The organism is Halomonas sp. E14, assembly GCF_052568415.1.
On the sequence record NZ_CP199423.1, the window covers coordinates 465,972 to 486,927 of the forward strand.

20 protein-coding genes are annotated in these 20,956 nt (G+C 66.6%); 12 read left to right on the forward strand and 8 right to left on the reverse strand.

Going from position 1 to position 20,956, the window contains the following annotated elements; all coding sequences use genetic code 11:
• The first annotated feature begins 256 nt into the window (after positions 1–256).
• The gene (trxB, locus tag ACT7B3_RS02130; protein WP_445156704.1) at positions 257–1,210 is read left to right on the forward strand and encodes a thioredoxin-disulfide reductase; all 954 of its coding nucleotides are present in this window, start codon (positions 257–259) and stop codon (positions 1,208–1,210) included.
• Between the two features lie 65 nt (positions 1,211–1,275).
• Here trxB and ACT7B3_RS02135 read toward each other — a convergent pair whose 3' ends face one another.
• Positions 1,276–1,545, reverse strand: a complete 270-nt coding sequence (locus ACT7B3_RS02135; RefSeq protein WP_445156705.1) for a SlyX family protein — start codon at positions 1,543–1,545, stop codon at positions 1,276–1,278.
• A 96-nt stretch (positions 1,546–1,641) separates the two neighbouring features.
• On the opposite strand from ACT7B3_RS02135, the gene ACT7B3_RS02140 reads away from it, so the two are divergent.
• Positions 1,642–2,106: a cold-shock protein gene (locus ACT7B3_RS02140; protein ID WP_444678539.1), complete on the forward strand. Its 465-nt coding sequence runs from the start codon at positions 1,642–1,644 to the stop codon at positions 2,104–2,106.
• Positions 2,107–2,296: 190 nt separating this feature from the next.
• Here the strand turns inward: ACT7B3_RS02140 and ACT7B3_RS02145 are convergent, their stop codons facing one another.
• The 7 genes from ACT7B3_RS02145 to map all read right to left on the reverse strand — a co-directional run bounded on the left by ACT7B3_RS02145 (position 2,297) and on the right by map (position 10,156).
• Positions 2,297–2,704, reverse strand: coding sequence for a hypothetical protein (locus tag ACT7B3_RS02145; protein WP_445156706.1), 408 nt, complete (start codon positions 2,702–2,704; stop codon positions 2,297–2,299).
• A 20-nt stretch (positions 2,705–2,724) separates the two neighbouring features.
• Positions 2,725–3,894, reverse strand: a complete 1,170-nt coding sequence (gene dapE / locus ACT7B3_RS02150; protein WP_444678538.1) for a succinyl-diaminopimelate desuccinylase — start codon at positions 3,892–3,894, stop codon at positions 2,725–2,727.
• A 51-nt stretch (positions 3,895–3,945) separates the two neighbouring features.
• Complete coding sequence (gene dapD, locus ACT7B3_RS02155) at positions 3,946–4,971, reverse strand: 2,3,4,5-tetrahydropyridine-2,6-dicarboxylate N-succinyltransferase (RefSeq protein WP_445156707.1); 1,026 nt, start codon at positions 4,969–4,971, stop codon at positions 3,946–3,948.
• A gap of 34 nt (positions 4,972–5,005) precedes the next feature.
• On the reverse strand, positions 5,006–5,350 hold the full coding sequence (locus ACT7B3_RS02160) for a Spx/MgsR family RNA polymerase-binding regulatory protein (protein ID WP_445156708.1): 345 nt from the start codon (positions 5,348–5,350) through the stop codon (positions 5,006–5,008).
• Positions 5,350–6,549, reverse strand: coding sequence for a succinyldiaminopimelate transaminase (gene dapC / locus ACT7B3_RS02165; RefSeq protein WP_445156709.1), 1,200 nt, complete (start codon positions 6,547–6,549; stop codon positions 5,350–5,352). Before dapC ends, ACT7B3_RS02160 begins: the two co-directional genes overlap by 1 nt.
• Positions 6,550–6,670: 121 nt before the next feature.
• Positions 6,671–9,352, reverse strand: a complete 2,682-nt coding sequence (locus tag ACT7B3_RS02170) for a [protein-PII] uridylyltransferase (protein ID WP_445156710.1) — start codon at positions 9,350–9,352, stop codon at positions 6,671–6,673.
• A 12-nt stretch (positions 9,353–9,364) separates the two neighbouring features.
• Entirely contained in the window at positions 9,365–10,156 is a 792-nt protein-coding gene (map, locus tag ACT7B3_RS02175; RefSeq protein WP_445156711.1) for a type I methionyl aminopeptidase, read from the reverse strand.
• Between the two features lie 372 nt (positions 10,157–10,528).
• Between map and rpsB the strand changes: the two genes are divergently transcribed.
• The 10 genes from rpsB (at position 10,529) to ACT7B3_RS02225 (ending at position 20,947) form a co-directional block, all read left to right on the forward strand.
• Positions 10,529–11,275, forward strand: coding sequence for a 30S ribosomal protein S2 (gene rpsB, locus ACT7B3_RS02180; protein ID WP_444678536.1), 747 nt, complete (start codon positions 10,529–10,531; stop codon positions 11,273–11,275).
• 165 nt (positions 11,276–11,440) lie between these two features.
• On the forward strand, positions 11,441–12,310 hold the full coding sequence (gene tsf / locus ACT7B3_RS02185; RefSeq protein WP_444678535.1) for a translation elongation factor Ts: 870 nt from the start codon (positions 11,441–11,443) through the stop codon (positions 12,308–12,310).
• 109 nt (positions 12,311–12,419) lie between these two features.
• Positions 12,420–13,178 (forward strand): UMP kinase, encoded by a 759-nt coding sequence (gene pyrH, locus ACT7B3_RS02190; RefSeq protein WP_445156712.1) that lies wholly within the window; start codon positions 12,420–12,422, stop codon positions 13,176–13,178.
• A 4-nt stretch (positions 13,179–13,182) separates the two neighbouring features.
• Positions 13,183–13,740 carry a ribosome recycling factor gene (frr, locus tag ACT7B3_RS02195; RefSeq protein WP_444678533.1) on the forward strand — a complete coding sequence of 186 codons (558 nt, stop codon included), beginning with the start codon at positions 13,183–13,185 and terminating at the stop codon, positions 13,738–13,740.
• A 61-nt stretch (positions 13,741–13,801) separates the two neighbouring features.
• On the forward strand, positions 13,802–14,572 hold the full coding sequence (gene uppS, locus ACT7B3_RS02200; protein ID WP_444678532.1) for a polyprenyl diphosphate synthase: 771 nt from the start codon (positions 13,802–13,804) through the stop codon (positions 14,570–14,572).
• Positions 14,565–15,365: a phosphatidate cytidylyltransferase gene (locus ACT7B3_RS02205; protein WP_445156713.1), complete on the forward strand. Its 801-nt coding sequence runs from the start codon at positions 14,565–14,567 to the stop codon at positions 15,363–15,365. The genes uppS and ACT7B3_RS02205 overlap by 8 nt, the downstream gene beginning before the upstream one ends.
• A gap of 2 nt (positions 15,366–15,367) precedes the next feature.
• Positions 15,368–16,549: a 1-deoxy-D-xylulose-5-phosphate reductoisomerase gene (ispC, locus tag ACT7B3_RS02210; protein ID WP_445156714.1), complete on the forward strand. Its 1,182-nt coding sequence runs from the start codon at positions 15,368–15,370 to the stop codon at positions 16,547–16,549.
• Positions 16,550–16,591: 42 nt separating this feature from the next.
• Entirely contained in the window at positions 16,592–17,950 is a 1,359-nt protein-coding gene (gene rseP / locus ACT7B3_RS02215; protein ID WP_445156715.1) for an RIP metalloprotease RseP, read from the forward strand.
• Between the two features lie 128 nt (positions 17,951–18,078).
• A complete protein-coding gene (gene bamA, locus ACT7B3_RS02220) occupies positions 18,079–20,418 on the forward strand; it encodes an outer membrane protein assembly factor BamA (protein ID WP_445156716.1) in 2,340 nt (779 codons plus the stop codon).
• 25 nt (positions 20,419–20,443) lie between these two features.
• On the forward strand, positions 20,444–20,947 hold the full coding sequence (locus tag ACT7B3_RS02225; protein WP_445156717.1) for an OmpH family outer membrane protein: 504 nt from the start codon (positions 20,444–20,446) through the stop codon (positions 20,945–20,947).
• Positions 20,948–20,956: the final 9 nt, after the last annotated feature.

A 20,956-nucleotide genomic window follows, 5' to 3' on the forward strand; every position in this document is an offset into this window, starting at 1 on the left:
TGAACGTTCCCTATCCTCAACGTCATAGGTAGCACATGGTCATGATAGGACCCTCTTTCAAGCAGTGCCCGAGGTTTCTCCGTGCAACGCAGGCCGGCGGCGTGCGCCAGGCGAGGATGGAGAAGGGGCGAGGCCCTGGGCGCACGGGGCTGGTACAATACGGCCCACTGTTGGCTGCGGCCGGCGACATGGGCGCCGCCGGCCGGGCGCGGCGTGGCACGCCACCTTCCCGATTTCGAGTTGCGAGGACTCCTGCATGAGCGATGTGCGTCATCACCGCCTGATCATTCTCGGCTCCGGTCCGGCCGGCTACACCGCCGCCGTCTACGCGGCGCGGGCCAACCTCAAGCCGGTGCTGATCACCGGCATCCAGGCCGGCGGCCAGCTGACCACCACCACCGAGGTGGACAACTGGCCCGGCGACGACGCCGGCGTGCAGGGGCCTGAGCTGATGGAGCGCATGAAGCGCCACGCCGAACGCTTCGATACCGAGGTTCTGTTCGACCACATCCACGAGGTGGACCTGCAGCGCCGTCCCTTCACCCTCAAGGGCGACAGCGGCAGCTATACCTGCGATGCGCTGATCGTCGCCACCGGCGCCAGCGCCCGCTACCTGGGGCTGCCCTCGGAGCAGCAGTTCATGGGCCAGGGGGTGTCGGCCTGCGCGACCTGCGACGGCTTCTTCTACCGTAACCAGGAGGTGGTGGTGGTGGGCGGCGGCAACACCGCCGTGGAAGAGGCGCTCTACCTCTCCAACATCGCCGCCAAGGTGACCCTGGTGCATCGCCGCGACACGCTGCGCGCCGAGAAGATCCTGCAGGACAGGCTGCGCGAGAAGGCCGAGAGCGGCAACGTGGTGCTGGAATGGAACCACGTGGTGGAGGAGGTGCTGGGCGACGCCAGCGGGGTCACCGGGGTACGCATCCGCTCGACCGTCGACGACGCCGTCAAGGAGCTCCAGGCTCCCGGTGTGTTCATCGCCATCGGCCACAGCCCCAATACCGCCATCTTCGAGGGCCAGCTCGCGATGCGCGACGGCTACATCACGGTGAAGTCGGGGCTCGACGGCAATGCCACCGCCACCAGCATCCCCGGCGTGTTCGCCGCCGGTGACGTGATGGACCATGTCTACCGCCAGGCGGTGACTTCCGCCGGCACCGGCTGCATGGCGGCACTGGATGCCGAGCGCTACCTGGACGATCTCACCTGATCCGTGCCGCCAGGTAACGACGCGAGCGAGTCCCTCCCGCTCCAGGCCCTGGGGGCCAGAACGGGTCAATAGTGCGGCGGCACCTCATCCTGCGGTGACGGTGCCGCCATCTCCGCTTCCTGCAGCGCCTGCTGCTGGTCACGCAGCTTTTCCTGCATCAGCGCATTGATGCGCTCCAGCTGGGCCAGGCGCCGCTCCTGCCCGGCCACGGCCTCATCCAGCGTATCCAGCCAGTGTTCCTGGTAGGCGATACGGCTCTCCAGTGCGTCCAGCCGGGCGGCAAGCGAAGCCTCCGGGCTCATGCTAGAATCGTCGCGCTGCGTGTCGCTGTTCATCGTGACACCTTCATTGGTCGACGGTCCGCTGTGTCGCGTCGACATTGGATATCTTGTTTCGCCAAATTCCACATAACAAGTGAGCAATACGGATCCATGAATCGCAAGGTTATCATTCGCTGTACGCTGATCAGTCTGCTGTTGGCGCTGCCGGCACCGCTGCTGATCGCCCTGTTCCTGTCGCTGACGGGGGACGGGCTGGCGCATTCGCTGTTTGCCCTGCTCGAGGTCGAGGCTGTCGCCCTAGTCTATGTTGCCGTAGCAGCCGCAGTAATGCTGCTGCTGCTGATCGCCACCCTGGCCACTCATGCGCTTAGCCCCCGCCTGGCCGTGCTGGCCGAGGTAGAGGACGACGATCGCGAGATCGGCGAGGTCAAGTGGTTCAATGTCAACAAGGGCTATGGTTTCATCAAGCGCGAAAGCGGCGAGGACGTCTTCGTGCACTTCCGCGCCATTCGCGGTCGCGGTCACCGCACCCTGGCCGAAGGGCAGAAGGTGCGCTACCACGTGATCGAAAATGATCGGGGGCTGCAGGCCGACGACGTCACGGTAATCACTTAGGATAGCGGCTGCGCTCGACCAGGCGGTGTGGGAATGGCAGCGCGAGGGCTCATTGACTAACGTAAGCTCCGCTCTCTCACTGCGATCCCGCCTAGCCTGGCCATCGCTCGCAGCTTCTCGCATTGCGTTTCGCTCTATCCCTGCTCATCGCCCCGCATGTTTCAAACATGCGGGGCGATGTCGTTTCGGGTCACTGGCCGGAGTCGGGCCAGTCGATGGCGCCTTCATGGCCGTCGGGAAGCACCTGCCAGAAGCGGTCGGGGTCGTCGCCGGGCTGCCAGCCGCCGAGCGAGCAGCGTACCTCGCAGCCGAGCCGGGCGGCGGCGTCGCGGGCGCAGTCGGCATCGCGCGGCCACGGCGTGTGGGCGCTGTCGAACCACAGGCTGGCGAAGCCGTCGGCGGCTTTCTCGACCAGCAGCACCGGCACCTCGTGTCCATCGCGGTGGCCGCGGGTCTGCCAGCGGTTGCGCCCGGCACCGCGCAGCGGGGCGGCATCCAGCGTCTCGCCGAGCCAGGCGTCGATGGCCGGGAGCGGGGCCTGGCGCAGGTAGATCTCGATGTCCGGGTAGCGCAATGGGGTGTCGGGCTGGTCTGGCATGGCGTCCTCTCTCGGCGCGTTCAGGGCTTGGCGGTACCGTTGACGAACAGCTTGGCCAGGATCGCTTCGTAGATCCGGCTGAGGTCGTCGAGGTCGGCGGCGCGCACGCGTTCGTTGGTCTGGTGAATGGTGGCGTTGCACGGCCCCAGCTCCACTACCTGGGTGCCCAGTGTGGCGATGAAACGCCCGTCAGACGTGCCGCCGCTGGTGGAGAGCCGCGGGCGGCGGCCAAGCACCGTTTCCACGCCGTGCAGGGCGGCTTCCACCAGTTCGCCTTCGGCGGTCAGGAACGGCTCGCCGTTGAGCGTCCAATCAAGCTGGTACTCGAGGCCATGGGTGTCGAGGATCGTCTGGGTTCGGCTGCGCAGCTGCTCGTGGGTCACTTCGGTGGAGAAGCGGAAGTTGAACACCACTTCCACGTCGCCGGGAATCACGTTGGTGGCGCCGGTGCCGGCGCGGATGTTGGAGATCTGGAAGCTGGTGGCCGGGAAGAAGGCGTTGCCGCTGTCCCAGTGCTCCTGTATCAGGGCGTCGAGCGCCGGCATCGCCTGGTGAATGGGATTGCGTGCCAGGTGCGGGTAGGCCACGTGACCCTGAATGCCTTTGATGTGCAGTACGCCGCCCAGCGAGCCGCGGCGGCCGTTCTTGATCACGTCGCCCAGCGCCTCGGTGGAGGAGGGCTCGCCGACGATGCAGTAGTCGAGCCGTTCGTGGCGCTCGCGCAGGTGCTCGACCACGGCGCGGGTGCCGTCCACCGCCGGTCCCTCCTCGTCGGAGGTGACCAGAAAGGCGATGCGCCCATGGTGGTCGGGGTGGGCGGTGACGAAGCGCTCCACGGCGGTGACCATAGCCGCCAGGCTGCCCTTCATGTCGGCCGCGCCGCGCCCGCGCAGCATGCCGTCGGCGTCGATGCTGGGCTCGAAGGGCGGGGTGCTCCAGTGCACATGGGGGCCGCTCGGCACCACGTCGGTGTGGCCGGCGAAGGCCAGCACCGGGCCGTGATGGCCGTGGGTCGCCCAGAAATTCTCTACATCGCCGAAGGGCAGCCGTTCGATATGAAAGCCGAGGCGTTCGAGGCGCTCGATCATCAGCGCCTGGCAGCCCAGGTCGTCGGGGGTGACCGAGGGCAGGCGCATCAGCGCCATGGCCAGGTCCAGGGTGGGGGACAGCTCAGAAGTCGTCGAGGACATGCAGGTTCCGGAGATGGGGCGGGCGGCACCGGACGGTGCCGCCTTCGCGCCTCAGTTGTGGGCGTGCAGCGCTTCGTTCAGCGCGATGGCGCTCTTGTTGGTCAGGCACTCGATGCGCCCGTTCTGGGAATTGCGGCGCAGCAGCAGGTCGCTGTGGCCGGCCAGCTCGCGGGCCGCCACGGTCTTGACCACCTGGCCCTGGTCATCGAGCAGGGTGACCTTGGCCCCGGCGGTGATATAGAGCCCCGCCTCGACGGTGCAGCGGTCGCCCAGCGGGATGCCGATGCCGGCGTTGGCCCCGATCAGGCAGCCTTCGCCCACTTTGATGACCAGGTTGCCGCCGCCGGAGAGGGTACCCATGGTGGAGCAGCCGCCGCCCAGGTCGGAGCCCTTGCCCACCACCACGCCAGCGGAGATGCGCCCTTCGATCATGCCGGGGCCTTCGGTGCCGGCATTGAAGTTGACGAAGCCCTCGTGCATCACGGTGGTGCCTTCGCCAAGGTAGGCGCCCAGGCGTACCCGGGCGGTGTCGCCGATGCGCACGCCGCTCGGCACCACGTAATCGGTCATCTTGGGAAACTTGTCCACGCAGTCCACCGACAGGGTGCGGCCCTCCAGGCGCGCCTTGAGGCGGCGTGCCGGCAGCTCGTCGATGTCGATCGGCCCTTCGCTGGTCCAGGCCACGTTGCGCAGCAGGCCGAACATGCCGGTCAGGTCGACCCCGTGCGGCTTGACCAGGCGGTGCGACAGCAGGTGCAGCTTGAGGTACACCTCGGGCACGCTCTGCGGTGCCGCGTCGTGCTCGAGGAAGGTGGCGACCAGCGGCCGCTGGCTGGCGGCCAGTGCCTCGACCAGCTCCGCCTGGGCGGCCTGCCCCGCGGCCTTGAGTGCCTCGGCCAGCGTGGCGCAGTGCTCTGGCAGGAAGCTGACGGCGCTGTTGCCGGCCGGCACCTCGAGCACCTGGCCGATGGCTTCCACCAGGCTGGCTTCCGGCTTGAGCAGCGGCGCCGGGTAGTAGATCTCCAGCCAATCGCCCTGGGTGTTCTGGGTGCCGATTCCGAAGGCAAAGCTCAGCATGGGGTGTCCTCGCGTCTTGATGGGAGTAAGGGGGTCAACCTTTGAGGTCGTCGTAGTCGCCGTCGCGATAGCCGACACGCAGCGTATCGCCGATGTCGAGCAGCGGCCGCTTGAGCAGCGTGGGGTTGGCCATGATCAGCTCGCGCGCCTTGTTGGCGTCGATCTCCTGCTTGTCCTCCTCGGGGAGGTTGCGCCAGGTGGTGCTGCGCCGGTTGAGCACCTCCAGCACCGGCACGCGCTCGAGGAGATGCTCGAGCAGGGCGGCGGAGAGGCCGTCCTCGCGTAGGTCATGCACCTGATAGGGGATTCCCTTCTCATCCAGCGCCTTGCGGGCCTTGCGACAGGTATCGCAGCTCTTGATCACGTACAGGGTCGCCATCATGCCCTCCTTTCGATGAAACGGCGAATGCGTCGGGCCGCCTCTACGGTGGGTTCGAGCTCGGCCACCAGCGCCAGGCGGATGCGCCCGGCACCGGGATTGGTGCCGTCGGTGCCCTGGCGACCCATATAGCTGCCGGGCAGCACGCTGACGTGGTCGGCGGCGAACAGCTCGCGGGTGAAGGCCTCGTCATCGCCGCCGGGCACTGCCGGCCATAGGTAGAAGCTGGCCTCGGGCACGGGAAATTCAAGCACCGGGGCGAGGATCTCGGTGACCGCGGCGAACTTCTCGCGGTAGGCGTCGCGATTGGCGCGCACGTGGGCCTCGTCGTTCCAGGCGGTGATCGAGGCGTGCTGCAGCGGCAGCGACATGGCGCAGCCGTGATAGGTGCGATAGCGCTTGAACGGCGCGATCAGCTCGGCGTCGCCGGCAACGAAGCCCGAGCGCAGCCCCGGCAGGTTGGAGCGCTTGGAGAGCGAGTGGAACACCAGGCAGCGACGGTAGTCGTGGCGGCCCATCGCCGCGCAGGCCTCCAGCAACCCCGGCGGCGGCGCGGCTTCGTCCAGGTAGAGCTCGGAGTAGCACTCGTCGGAGGCGATGATGAAGCCGTACTCGTCGGCCAGCGCGATCAGCTTCTGGAACTCGGCGAGCGGGGTCACCGCACCGGTGGGGTTGCCCGGCGAACAGAGGAAGAGGATCTGCACCTCGCGCCACACCTCGGCCGGCACGGCATCGAAGTCGGGGCGGAAGCCGTGCTCGGCCCGGCAGTCGAGGTAGAGCGGCTGGCCCCCGGCGAGCAGGGTAGCGCCTTCGTAGATTTGATAGAAGGGGTTGGGCACCGCCACCCGGGCCGGGCGGGTGCGGTCCAGCGTCGCCTGGACGAAGGCGAACAGCGCCTCGCGGGTGCCGTTGACCGGCAGCACCTGGCGCTCGGGGTCGAGCCCGTCAAGCTTGAAGCGTCGTGTGGCCCAGGCGGCGATGGCCCCGCGCAGCTCGGCGATACCGGCGGTGGCCGGATAGCGGGCGAAGTCGAGCTGATGCGCCTGCAGGGTCTGCAGGGCGGCGGCGAAGGGTGCGTGCTGCGGTTCGCCGATGGTCAGCGGAATGTGGGCAAGCCCTGCGGGAGGCGTCACGCCGGCCTTCAGCGCGGCAAGCTTCTCGAAGGGGTAGGGCTTCAAGGCGTCGAGATCGGGGTTCATCGGTGTCCAGGCGCCGTGGAGCGGCGTCGTTATCGTGGCTGCGGGCAGAGCGCCGATTATAGGGAAGGCCCCCACTCGCCTCAAATCCCGTGCGCTTGGCGCCAGCCAGTCGCGGCAGGCCTCAGCCCGCCACGTCGAGTACCTCGATCAGTCGCTCGCGCAGGCGCTGCTGGCGCTCGGGATCGGTCAGCGGTGCGCCGGCCTTGTCGGTGATGAAGAAGACGTCCTCCACGCGCTCGCCCAGGGTGGCGATCTTGGCCGCCGAGAGCGAGATGTCTTGTTCCATGAAGATGCGCCCCACCCGGGCCAGCAGGCCGGGGCGGTCGGGCGCGGTCAGCTCCAGCAGGGTGCGCTCGTTGGCCGGGTCCTGCTCGATCAGCACTTCGGTGGGCACCTTGAAGTGGCGCAGCTGGCGCGGCGTATGGCGGGTCACGATTTGCGGATAGTCGTCGGGGTCATCGAGCTCTTCGACCAGGTGGGCGCGGATTTCCTCGATGCGCAGCGGATCGCGGATGGCGCGTCCCTGGTCGTCGAGCACGATGAAAGTGTTGAGCGTCCAGTCGTTGCTCGAGGTGGCGATGCGGGCGTCGTGGATCGACAGCCCGAGCTGTTCCATGGCCGCGGCGGTGGCGGCGAACAGGTCGTCCACCGAGCGGGTGTGGATGAACACCTTGGTGCCGCCCTCGGACATGTCGTCGGTCGGTGCGCTGATCAGCACCAGCGGCAGCGGGGATTCGCGATGGGCAAGAATGCCCAGGGTCTGCCACACGATCTCGCTCGGCGCGTACTGCAGGAAATACTCCTCGCCGAGCAGCTCCCACAGGCGCTCGACCCGTTCCAGCTCGGCGCCCACCGCCGACAGCAGCGAGCGCGCCTCGCAGCGTGTTTCGTGCACCCAGTCGTCGCGGTCGAGCGGGTTGTCCAGGCCGCGGCGCAGGGCGCGCTTGGTCTCGGCGTGGAGCTGGCGCAGCAGCGAGGCGCGCCAGCCGTTCCACAGCGTCGGGTTGGTGGCGTTGATGTCGGCCACCGTCAGCACGTAGAGGTAGTCCAGGCGGGTCTCGTCACCGACATGGGCGGCGAATTCGCGGATCACGTCGGGGTCGGTGATGTCGCGCTTCTGAGCCACCATCGACATCAGCAGGTGGTTCTCCACCAGCCAGCTCACCAGTCGGGTGTCGCGGCTGGTCAGGCCGTGGCGTTCGGCGAAGCGCTCCACGTCGCGGGCGCCGAGAATCGAGTGGTCGCCGCCGCGTCCCTTGCCGATATCGTGATAGAGCCCGGCGATCCACAGCAGCTCGAGTTTGGGCAGCTGATGCACCAGTGCCGCCGCCACCGGGAATTCCTCGCGTGCCTCGGGCTTGCGGAACTGATGAATGAACTTGAGCAGGCGCAGCGTGTGGGCATCCACGGTGTAGATGTGGAACAGGTCGTGCTGCATCAGCCCCACCGCCTGGCCGAACTCCGGCAGGTACTTGCCCAGCACGCCGTAGCGATTCATGCGCCGCAGCTGGCGCGCCACGTTGCCGCTGGAGCACAGCAGCGACATGAACAGGTGCTGATGCCGGGGGTCGTCGCGGTAGAGGTCGTCGATCTGGTGGCGATGGTCGCGGATCAGGCGGATGGTGTCGGCGCGCACGCCCTCGATTTCGGGGTGCTCCGCCATCAGCAGGAACAGTTCGAGCAGCGCCGAGGGGTGGTCGCGGAACACCGAGCGCTGGCGCGCCTGGATGTAGCTGCCCTCGATCTCGAAGCGCTCGTTGAGGGGGTGCGTCTCCAGACGCTCGCCGCCACGCAGGATGGCCTCGTCGAAGTGCTGCAGCAGCATGTCGTTGAGCCCCGCCAGCGCCGTGACATGGCGATAGTAGCGCTTCATGAACTGCTCGACGGCGAGGCGCTCGGGAGTGTCGCGAAAGCCGAACAGCTCGGCGATGGTGCGCTGGTGATCGAACAGCAGGCGATCCTCGGCGCGGTCGGTGAGCATGTGCAGCGCATAGCGCACCTGCCATAGGAAGGCCTGGCCCTGGCTCAGGATGCGCAGCTCGGCGTCGTTCATGAAGCCTTCGGCGACCAGGTCCTCATAGCGCTGGCTGCCGAAATGACGCTTGGCTACCCAGCCGATCATCTGGATGTCGCGCAAGCCGCCCGGTGAGCTCTTGATATTGGGCTCGAGGTGATACTCGGTGTTGTTGAAGCGGTGATGGCGGCTGATCTGCTCCTGCCACTTGGCCTCGAAGAAGCGCGCCGCCGGCCACATGGCTTCGGGCGCGATACGCTCCTTCATGGCCTTGCGCAGCGATTCGGGGCCGGCCAGGGTGCGTGACTCCATCAGGTTGGTAATGATGGTGATGTCGCCTGCGGCCTCGCGCTCGCAGTCGGCGAGCGAGCGCACGCTGTGGCCGATCTCCAGTCCGATGTCCCAGAGGAAGGTGATGAAGGCGGTCAGGGCGTCGCGGTAGGGGGTGTCGTCGTCGTGGGCCAGCAGCAGCATGAGGTCGACGTCGGAGTGCGGGTGCAGCTCGCCGCGGCCGTAGCCGCCCACGGCGAGCAGCGCCACGCCGTCGTCGGGCCACGCCTGCAGCGACCAGGCCACGCCGAGCAGCTGGTCGAGGCACCAGGCGCGGCCATGCACCAGATCGCGAATGTCGGCCCCGGCGCGGAAGCGTTCGTCGAGCCGCTGCTGGATTTCCCGCAGTGCGGCCTTGAACGGCGCGATCGGCGAGCGGGTGCCGGCCAGCTCGCGGGTAAACTGCTCGGCATCGAACAGCGTGGGGTCGGGCGCGAAGCGATAGTGGTGCAGCAGCATGGCGGTCTCGACTCAGTGGTCGAGGAAGGAGAGATCTTCCTCGTGGCGTGCCGTGAGCACCTCGACGCCGGTCTCGGTGACCAGCAGCGTATGCTCCCACTGCGCGGAAAGGCTCTTGTCGCGAGTCACCGCGGTCCAGCCGTCGCGCAGTACCTTGGTCTGGTGGCTGCCGACGTTGATCATCGGTTCGATGGTCAGGCACATGCCGGCGCGCAGCACGGCGTCCGCTTCGGGGGCGTAGCCGTCGTAGTGCAGCACCTGCGGGTCTTCATGGAAGGTGGCGCCGATGCCGTGGCCGCAGAAGTCGCGTACCACCGAATAGCCGTTGGTCTCGGCGTGCTCCTGGATGGCGCGTGCCAGTTCGGACAGGCGCGCACCCGGGCGCACCAAAGCGATGCTACGGTAGAGGCATTCCTGGGTCACCCGGCACAGCCGCTCGCCCTGGATGTTCTCGCCGACGATGAACATGACGCTGGAGTCGCCGTGGTAGCCGGCAGCGGTCTTCACGGTGACATCGATGTTCATGATGTCGCCTTTCTTGAGCTTCTTGTCAGCGGCGGGAATGCCGTGACACACCACATGATTGATTGAGGTGCAGATTGACTTGGGAAAGCCGTGATAGTCGAGCGGCGCCGGGGTGGAGCCCAGCTCGTTGACGATAAAATCGTGGCACAGGCGGTCGAGCTCTCCGGTGGAGACGCCGGCCTGCACATGGGGCGCGATCATTTCTAGCACGCTGGCGGCCTGGCGGCCCGCCTCACGCATCTTCTCGATCTCGTCAGGGGTCTTGATGGGTATGTTCATGGACTCTCGCTGGCTGCGGGTGGCGGCGCCGGCAATTAAGGCGGTAAGAGCGGCGGGCGACTTCATCTCGCTAGCGAACTATGGTATAAAGCCGCGCGCTTTACTGCAATCGTCGCCCTGCGGCCCGCCGAGCTATCCCGGCAGCCGGCGGCGGAGCGCGTATCTTCCCCAGGCGGTGTTGGCCATGCGGCTCGCCGTTGGTGAAGGCGCCGACTCAGCCGGCAGTCGCTGTGAGGCAGCGTCGTAAAGTGCAGACACAGCCTTGAAAACACACACGCACCGGCACATGGTCCCGGGTGCTGTCGCGGTTCATCCCGTCAGTCGGATCCATGGGGTGCGTGGAGGCCTAACCCGATTTTTCAGGAGTCATCCATGGCACACGTCAATATGCGCGACCTGCTCAAGGCGGGCGCACACTTCGGTCACCAGACCCGTTACTGGAACCCGAAGATGGGCAAGTACATCTTCGGTGCACGTAACAAGATTCACATCATCAACCTCGAGCACACCCTGCCGGCCCTCAACGAGGTGATCGACGTGGTCGAGAAGATGGCGGCGTCGAACAACAAGATCATGTTCGTCGGCACCAAGCGCAGCGCCAGCAAGATCATCAAGGAAGAGGCAACCCGCGTCGGTATGCCCTTCGTCAATCATCGCTGGCTCGGCGGTATGCTGACCAACTACAAGACCATTCGTCAGTCGATCAAGCGTCTGCGCGACCTCGAGACCATGCGCGAGGACGGCACTTTCGACAAGCTGACCAAGAAAGAAGTCCTGATGGCGACCCGCGAGCAGGAGAAGCTCGAGCGTTCCATCGGCGGTATCAAGGAAATGGGCGGCCTGCCCGACGCGCTGTTCGTGATCGACGTGGACCACGAGCGCATCGCCATCAACGAGGCGAACAAGCTCGGCATCCCGGTCATCGGCGTGGTGGACACCAACTCCGATCCGGATGGCGTCGACTACGTGATCCCGGGCAACGATGACTCCATTCGTGCCATCCAGATCTACGTCCAGGCGATCGCCAATGCCTGCGCACGTGCGAAGGAAGGCCGCCCCGACGAATTCGTCGAGGTCACCGAGAGTGAAGGCGGCGACGCCACCGCCGCCGCCGAGTAACGGCGAGCTGCCCGGGCCGCATGTCGGTCCGGGTGGTGCGGCCGGCGAGCCGGCCGCTCCTCTTTCCCCCGCCTTGGCGGGGCAGAATTTTCCGGACTCGCGGTCCGGCGCCCTTATCTCCCCGGTCGAACCAGTCCCGGGTTCAACTATCAAGAGGTGAATTCCATGGCAGCGATCAGTGCCTCCCAGGTCAAGGAACTGCGCGAGCGTACCGGCCTCGGCATGATGGAGTGCAAGAAGGCACTCACCGAAGCAGAGGGTGACATCGAAGTTGCGATCGACAACCTGCGCAAAAGCTCCGGTCTGAAGGCCGCCAAGAAGGCCGGCCGCACCGCCGCCGAAGGCGCCGTGGTGACTCGTGTCGCCGAAGACGGCAGCTATGGCGTAGTGGTCGAGATCAACTCCGAGACCGACTTTGTCGCCCGTGACGCCAACTTCAAGGCCTTCGCCGACAAGGTGGTCGACGCCTTCTTCGCCGCCAAGAGCGAAGACGTCGCCGCCGTGACCGCCGGCGAGATCGAGACCGCACGCGAGCAGCTGGTGCAGAAGATCGGCGAGAACATCGGCGTGCGTCGCTGTGTGCTGGTCGAGGCCGGCGCCGGCGAGCTGGTGGGAGAGTACGTCCACGGCGGCCGTATCGGCGTGCTGACCGTACTCAAGGGCGGCAACAGCGAAGTGGCCAAGGACGTCGCCATGCACGTGGCCGCGATCAACCCGGCCGTGGCGCGTCCCGAGGACATGCCGCAGGAGCAGCTCGACAAGGAGAAGGCGATCATCCTGGCCCAGCCGGACATGGCCGGCAAGCCCGAGCAGATCGCCGAGAAGATGGTCGAAGGCCGCCTGAAGAAGTACCTGGCCGAGAACAGTCTGACCGAACAGCCTTTCGTCAAGGACCCCAACCAGACCGTCACTGACTTCGTCAAGGCGGCTGGCGGTGAGGTGGTTCGCTTCATTCGCTTTGAAGTGGGCGAAGGCATCGAGAAGGAAGAGGTCGACTTCGCCAAGGAAGTCATGGAACAGGCTGGCCGTCGCTGAGGTCAGAGGTTCCAGTCCCTGTACGGCGTGCGCGCAAGCGCACGCCGTTGCGTATCCGGCCGGTGCATCCGGCCATTCGCTCGCTCTGCTGATGCCCAAGGAGAAGGCCATGCCCACGACCGATCAGATCGACAGCACCAAGACCCGTACCGACAAGTCGAAATACAAGCGTATCCTGCTCAAGCTCTCCGGCGAGGCGCTGATGGGCGAGCATGACTTCGGCATCGACCCCAAGGTGCTGGACCGCATGGCGCTGGAGATCGGCCAACTGGTGGGCATTGGTGTGCAGGTGGGGATCGTGATCGGTGGTGGCAACCTGTTTCGCGGGGCCGCGCTGAATGAAGCGGGCATGGACCGGGTCACCGGCGACCACATGGGCATGTTGGCCACGGTGATGAACGCCCTGGCCATGCGAGACGCCCTGGAGCGCTCCAATATCCGCTCGCGCGTCATGTCGGCCATTCCCATGAGCGGGGTAGTGGAACACTACGACCGCCGCACCGCCATTCGCTACCTCACCTCCGGAGACGTGGTATTGTTCTCCGCCGGCACCGGCAACCCCTTCTTCACCACCGACTCCGCCGCCTGCCTGCGCGGCATCGAGATCGACGCCAACGTGGTGGTAAAGGCCACCAAGGTGGACGGGGTCTACGACAAGGATCCGGTGAAGCACAGCGATGCGGTCAAGTACGATCAGTTGAGCTACGATGACGCCCTTGACCAGAAGCTCGGTATCATGGATTTGACCGCTATCTGCCTGGTGCGGGACCATGACATGCCGGTACGCGTCTTCAACATGAACAAGCCGGGCGCCCTGCTGAACCTGGTAGTGGGCGGCAAGGAAGGCACGCTGATAGACAGAGGTTGACACCGTGATCAATGAGATCCAGAAAGATGCCGAAAGCCGCATGAAGAAGAGCCTCGACGCCCTTCATGCCAATTTCAACAAGATCCGTACCGGGCGTGCCCACGCCAGCATTCTCGATTCGGTCACCGTGGACTACTACGGCAGCCAGGTACCGCTCAATCAGGTGGCTTCGGTCAACGTCGAGGACGCCCGCACCCTCTCGGTGGTGCCCTGGGAGCAGAACATGGTGCCCAAGATCGAGAAGGCGATCATGAGCTCCGACCTGGGCCTCAACCCCTCCAGCGCCGGCAATGTCATCCGCGTGCCGATGCCGATGCTGACCGAAGAGACCCGCAAGGGCTACATCAAGCAGGCCCGCGCCGAGGCCGAGAACGGCCGGGTGGCAGTGCGCAACGTGCGTCGCGATGCCAACAACGATCTCAAGAACCTGCTCAAGGAGAAGGAGATCTCCGAGGACGAGCAGCGCCGTGCCGAGGATGTCATTCAGAAGCTGACCGATAAGTATATCGCCGAGATTGACAAGCAGCTCGAAGTGAAGGAACACGACCTGATGCAGGTCTGAGCCGCGCCGGGCACGGCCTGTGTGCCGCTGCCCGGTCCTCCCATCCCCATTGCGAGACATCATGACGTCAGCGCAAACCCCAGAGTCGCAGCCGGCCGCGTTCGGTTCGAACGTGCCGCGACATGTGGCCATCATCATGGACGGCAACAACCGCTGGGCGCGCGCCCACGGATTATCCGGAGTGCGCGGGCACCGCGCCGGCGTGGAAGCCGTACGCGCCGTGATCCGGCGCGCCGCCGAGCGCGGCGTACAAACCCTGACCCTGTTCGCCTTCTCCAGCGAGAACTGGCGCCGCCCCGAAGCGGAAGTCAGTGCGCTGATGGAGCTCTTCCTCCTCGCGCTCAAGCGGGAAGTGAAGAAGCTCCATGACAACGATATCCGCCTCACGGTGATCGGTGATCGCACTGCCTTCTCCGCCTCGATCCAGAAGTACATCGCCCGCGCCGAGGCGCTGACCCGCGACAACCGGCGCATGCACCTGGTGATCGCGGCCAACTACGGCGGCCAGTGGGACATCACCGAGGCGGCGCGGCGACTGGCTCTCAAGAGCCGGAACGGCGAGCTGGACCCGGCGGCCATCGACGAGGCGCGCCTGCAGCAGGAGCTGTGCCTGGGCGACGATGCCCCGGTGGATCTGTGCATCCGTACCAGCGGCGAGCAGCGCATCTCCAACTTCCTGCTGTGGCAGATGGCCTATGCCGAGCTCTACTTCACGCCACAGCTGTGGCCCGACTTCGACGGCGAGTCCTTCGATCTCGCCCTCGACGACTTCCGCCGACGGCAGCGCCGCTTCGGCATGACCGACGAACAGATCGAGGCTGAGGGTGCTTAGACAGCGAGTCATTACGGCGGTGTGGCTGGCGCCGCTGATGCTGGCCGGCCTGTTCGGCCTTTCCGGCAGCGCCTTCGCCGCCTTTACCGGGGGCATCGTGCTGCTGGCCACCTGGGAATGGACCAATCTGGCCGGGGTCGGAGAGACGACTCGGCGGCTGGCCCTGGTGGCGGGCATGGCGCTGCTGATGCTCGTGCTGTGGGGAGCGGGCGCCGCGCTGTCGGTCGGGCTCCTGTGGCTGGCGCTGGCGGGCTGGCTGGTCAACCTCTACTGGATCGTTCAGTACCCTGCGCGCAGTGAACAGTGGCAGTCCATGGCCATGCGCCTGGCCATGGGGCTGTGGGTGCTGCTGCCGACCTGGGTCGGCTTCAACGTGCTGCGCGATACCGGCGGCATCTGGCTGCTCTACGTGCTGCTGCTGGTATGGGGAGCCGACATCGGCGCCTATTTCAGCGGCCGCGCCTGGGGCCGGCGCAAGCTGGCGCCGGCGGTCAGCCCGGGCAAGTCGTGGGAAGGCGTGGCCGGTGGGATGTCGGTGACGCTGGTGCTGGCGCTAGTGTTCGCCACCTGGCAGGGGCTGGGTGCGGCGGCCGGCCTGGGGCTGATCGTGGTCACGGCGATCGTGACGCTGGTCTCGGTGATGGGCGACCTGTTCGAGAGCATGCTCAAGCGCTTCCGCGGCATCAAGGACTCCAGCAACCTGCTGCCGGGCCATGGCGGCGTGCTCGACCGCATCGACAGCCTGACGGCGGCGGTGCCGCTGTTCGCGCTGCTCTCGCTGGGAGTGCTGTAAGCATGCGGCAGCAGTGCGTCACGGTACTGGGGGCGACCGGCTCTATCGGCAAAAGTACGCTCGACGTGGTGGCGCGGCACCCCGAGCGCTACCGGGTGCATGCGCTGACCGCGCATCGCTCTCGCGAGGCGCTGTTGGCGCAGTGCCTGCGCCATCGCCCCCGCATGGCGGTGCTGGGCACGGAGCACGATGCCGCCTGGCTGCGCGCCCGGCTGACCGAGGCGGGGCTGGCCGTGGAGGTGCGCGCCGGCGACGAGGCACTCGTCGAGGCAGCCGGTGCGGTCGAGGTCGACGTGGTGATGGCAGCCATCGTCGGCGCCGCGGGGCTGTTGCCGACGCTGGCCGCGGTGCGCGGCGGCAAGCGCGTGCTGCTGGCCAACAAGGAAGCGCTGGTGATGTCCGGGGCGCTATTCATGGAAGCCGTCGAGCACCATGGCGCCACGCTGCTGCCGATCGATTCCGAACATAATGCCATCTACCAGTGTCTACCCTCCGAGCATCGCGGCGGCCTGGCGCGCCATGGTGTGACGCAGCTGCTGCTGACCGCTTCCGGCGGGCCGTTCCGCGGCTGGAGCGCGGCACGGCTGGCCAGCGTCACCCCGGAACAGGCCTGCGCGCATCCCAACTGGTCGATGGGTCGCAAGATCTCCGTAGACAGCGCCACCCTGATGAACAAGGGGCTGGAGCTGATCGAGGCGTGCTGGCTGTTCGATGCGCGGCCGGAGCAGATCCAGGTGGTGGTGCATCCGCAAAGTGTGATCCACTCGATGGCTGCCTATAGCGACGGCTCGGTACTGGCGCAGTTGGGCAACCCCGACATGCGCACGCCGATCGCCTACGGCCTGGCGTGGCCGGAGCGCATCGATGCCGGGGTCGAGGCGCTGGACCTGTTCCAGATCGCCCGGCTCGACTTCGAGGCGCCCGACGAGCGCGCCTTCCCCTGCCTGCGCCTGGCGCGTGACGCCATGGCAGCGGGCGGCACGGCGCCCGCGGTGCTCAATGCCGCCAACGAGGTGGCGGTGGACGCCTTCCTGTCCGGCCGGCTGCCCTTCGTCGGCATCGGCGAGCTGGTCGAGGCGACCCTGAATGCCCTGCCGGTGGAGGCGGGGCGCGATCTCGACACCATTCTGGCGATGGATGCGCACGCACGCACGCTGGCCAGGCAGTGGCTGCAACAGCGCTAAGCCTGCCGCACTCGCTTACACGTCATCATCAAGGAGGCTGACTTGGGCCTGATCCAGAACATACTGGCCGTCATCGTGGTGCTGGGTCTGCTGATCACCTTCCACGAGTTCGGTCACTACTGGGTGGCGCGTCGCTGCGGCGTGCGGGTGCTGCGCTTTTCGGTGGGGTTCGGCAAGCCGATCTGGTCGCGGGTCGACCGCCACGGAACCGAGTTCGCCGTGGCGGCGATTCCGCTCGGCGGCTACGTCAAGATGCTCGATGAGCGCGAAGCCCCGGTGCCCGAGGCGCAGTTGCACGAAGCCTTCAACCGCAAGACGGTGTGGCAGCGTATCGCCATCGTTGCCGCCGGCCCGCTGGCCAACTTCCTGCTCGCCATCGTCGCCTACTGGGCGCTATTCGTTGCCGGCATGACCACCGTGGCTCCGGTGGTGGGAGGGGTGGTGCCGGACTCCCCGGCGGCGCGCAGCGGTCTTTCCAGCGGCCAGGAGATCGTGGCGGTACAGGGCGACGCCGTGCGCTCGTGGGAGGAGATCAACCTGCGGCTGGTGGCGCTGATCGGACTCAGCGGCGATCTCGTCGTGGAGGCCCGCGACGGAACCTCGGAGCGGACTCGCGAGCATCGCCTGCCGGTGCAGAGCTACCTGGTCCGCCAGGATCCACCGCAGCCGCTGGCGACGCTGGGCATCACCCCCTGGCAGCCGCCGTTCCCGGCTGTGCTGGGGCAGGTGATCGAGGGTGAAGCCGCGGCCCGGGCGGGACTTGCCAGCGGCGATGAGGTGCTGAGCGTCAACGGCCGTGCGGTGGATGACTGGATGGCGTTCGTCAACACCGTGCGCGAAAGTCCGGGAGAGGCGCTGGCACTCGAGGTGGCGCGTGGCGATACGCGCTTCGAAACGACCCTGGTGCCGGGCGAGCGCGAGCTCGAGGGCGGCGCCTCGATCGGCTATGTCGGGGCCGGCGTGGCCCCGGTGGAGTGGCCGGAGGAGTTCCGCCGCGAGATTCGCTACGGTCCGGTGGCCGCGATCGGCCAGGCGGTGTCGCGTACCGGCGAGATGACGGTGCTGACCCTCGATGCCATCCGCAAGATGCTGGTGGGGCTGATCTCGCCCACCAACCTGTCCGGCCCCATCACCATCGCCCAGATGGCCGGGGACACGGCACGCTCCGGCCTGGAGACCTTCGTCAGTTTCCTGGCTTACCTCTCCATCAGCCTGGCGGTGCTCAACCTGCTGCCGATACCGGTGCTGGATGGCGGCCATCTGCTTTATTATTTCGTCGAGGCGGTTCGCGGGCGGCCGGTATCCGAGCAGGTCCAGGCGATCGGGCTGCGCATCGGCCTGGCCATGGTCGCCACGCTGATGCTGATGGCCTTGTATTTCGATTTAATGCGTCTCTGGTAGCGAGCGACTCATCCCCCACTGGGGGCGCACAGGGCGGAGCGTCGCTCCAGCCTTGTCAGTCACCCGCACATATGTATAAGGTGCCTGTTCTGGATAGGCAGGCGGATCAACGCGAGCGAAGCGACTGCATGAAGATCAAGACCCTCGGATTGGCGGCACTGCTGCTGGCCAGTTCCACTACGGTGCTGGCCGAACCTTTCGAAGTTACCGATATTCGCGTGGAGGGATTGCAGCGGGTTTCCGCGGCTTCCGTCTTCAACGCCTTTCCCATCAGCGCTCGCGATCGCGTGGATGACCGGGAGCTGGCCGAAGCGGTCCGCAGCCTGTTCGCCACCGGGCTGTTCGACGATATCGAGCTTGCCCGCGACGGCGACGTCTTGGTGATCCAGGTCGTCGAGCGGCCGACCATCTCGCGGCTCAACATCAGCGGCAATCGCCGGCTCTCCGAAAGCGACCTGCGCGATGGCCTGCGCCAGGCGGGCCTGGTCGAAGGCCAGGTGCTGCAGATCTCGACCCTGGAGGAGATCCAGCGCGAGCTCGAGGGCGTCTATCAGGCGCAGGGCCGCTACAGCGCCCGTATCGAGACCAATGTGCGCGAGATCGACCAGGGGCGGGTTCAGGTCGACATCGAGATCAACGAAGGGGCGGTGGCCAAGATCCGCCAGATCAATATCGTCGGCAACCGCCAGTTCGATGACGACCAGCTGCGCGATGTGTTCGAGCTCAACGACCGTCCCGGTCGTTTCTTCGGCTGGTTCTCCCGCGACGAGTATTCCCGCGAGGCGCTGGCTGGCGACCTGGAGCGGCTGCGCTCGTTCTATCTCGACCGTGGCTACGTCAACTTCGCCATCACCTCCACCCAGGTCTCGATCAGCCCCGACAAGTCGCAGATTTTCGTCACCGTCAACGTCGACGAGGGCAGCCAGTTCCGCCTTGGCGACATCCGCTTCGCCGGCGATCTGCAGATCAGCGAGCGCGAGGCGCGCGAGCTGCTGCAGGTCGAGCGTGGCCAGATCTTCTCGCGCACCGACGTCACTGCCTCCACCGAGGCGTTGCGCTCGCGGCTTGGGGCCGAGGGGTTCGCCTTCGCGCGCGTCGACGGCGTACCGGAGCCCGGTGCCGACGGTACCGTGAACCTGACCTTCCGCGTCGAGCCGGGTCAGCGTGCCTACGTGCGGCGCATCAACTTCATCGGCAACACCAGCACCCAGGATGAGGTGCTGCGCCGCGAGATGATCCAGATGGAGGGGGCGCCGGCCTCCACCGAGTCGATCAGCCAGTCGCGCCGGCGCCTCGAGCGCCTGGGCTTCTTCCGCCAGGTGGAAGTGGAAACCCAGCCGGTGGCCGGCGAGCCCGACAAGCTCGACGTCACCTATACCGTCGAGGAGCAGCCCTCCGGCTCGATCTCGGCAAGCGTCGGCTTCTCCCAGAGCGCCGGGGTGATCTACGGCCTGGCGCTGGCCCAGAACAACTTCCTGGGCACCGGCAATCGGGTCAACATCGGTGCGCAGCGCAGCGATACCTTCACCAGCCTCAACTTCGGCTTCACCGACCCGTACTGGACGCTGGACGGCATCTCGCGCGGCTACAACCTGTTCTACCGCGAGACCGACTACGAAGACTCCGACATCTCGACCTACTCCACCGACGCCTACGGCGCGGGGATCAATTTCGGCTACCCGGTCAGCGAGCTGTCGCGGCTCAACTTCGGCGCCAGCGTCGAGGACCTGACGGTCAAGACCTACCGCGACACGGCCTCCGAGATTGTGCGCTACGTCGAGGACCAGGGCGACAACGCCCAGAGCCTCAAGCTGACCGCCAGCTGGACGCGCAACAACCTGAACCGCGGCATCATGCCGACCGACGGCAACTACCAGCGCCTGGCGCTGGAAACCGCCGCCCCGGGCAGCGACGCCGACTACGTCAAGCTGCGCGCCCGCGCCCAGCAGCTGTTCCCGCTCAACGAGGAGCAGTCGTGGGTGCTCAAGTTCGGCACCACCCTGGGCTATGCCGACAGCATCGGCAGCGATCCCTATCCGTTCTACGAGAACTTCTTTGCCGGCGGCCTCGGCTCGGTGCGTGGCTTCACCGCCAACACCCTGGGCGAGCGCACCACGCCGCGCGAGGCGGGGCGCGACCGTACCCTGGGCGGCAACGTGCTGGTCGAAGGCAGCGCCGAGCTGCTCTTCCCGCTGCCCTTCGTCGAGGACCACCGCTCGCTGCAGACCGGCTTCTTCCTCGATGCCGGCAACACCTTCCTGACCAGCTGCTACGACGTGATGCCGGAAGACCAGCCGTCGCGCTGCACGTCGGGCGTCGACCTGGGCGAGCTGCGCTACAGCGTGGGCATCGGGCTCTCCTGGCTGACCCCGGTGGGGCCGCTGACCTTCAGCATTGCCGAGCCGCTCAACGACAAGAGCGGTGACGATACCCAGTTCTTCCAATTCTCCCTGGGCCAGACCTTCTGATCCGATTCGCTCGAGGAATCATGCAATGCGCAAGTTTTCCGCCATTCTCTGCCTGGGTCTGTTCGGCGCCCTGGCCCTTCCTGCCCAGGCGGCGGATGTCGCCGTGCTGGACTGGCGCCAGGCGCTGCTGACTTCCGATGCCGCCCAGCGCTCGATGGAGCAGATGGAGAGCCGGCTGAGCGGTCAGCAGCAGGAGGCCCAGTCGCTGGGCCAGGAGCTCCAGCAGCTGCAGCAGCGGCTACAGCAGGGCGGCAGCCTTCCCGACGCCGAGCGCCAGGCGCTGCTGCAGGAATTCCAGCAGAAGGGCAGCCGCTTCGAGCAGCTTCGCCAGCAGATCTTCGAGGAGCAGATGCGCTCGGAGCAGGCCTTCCTGCGGGAAGCCGAGCCCAAGCTCGAGCGTGCCGTCGAGCAGGTGATCCAGCGTCACGGCGTCCAGGTGCTGGTGGAACCGCAAGGCGTGCTGCACTCCGAGATCGACCTGCCGAACTTGACGCGGGAAGTGACCGAGATCCTCAATTCGCTCAACTGATCCGTCGCG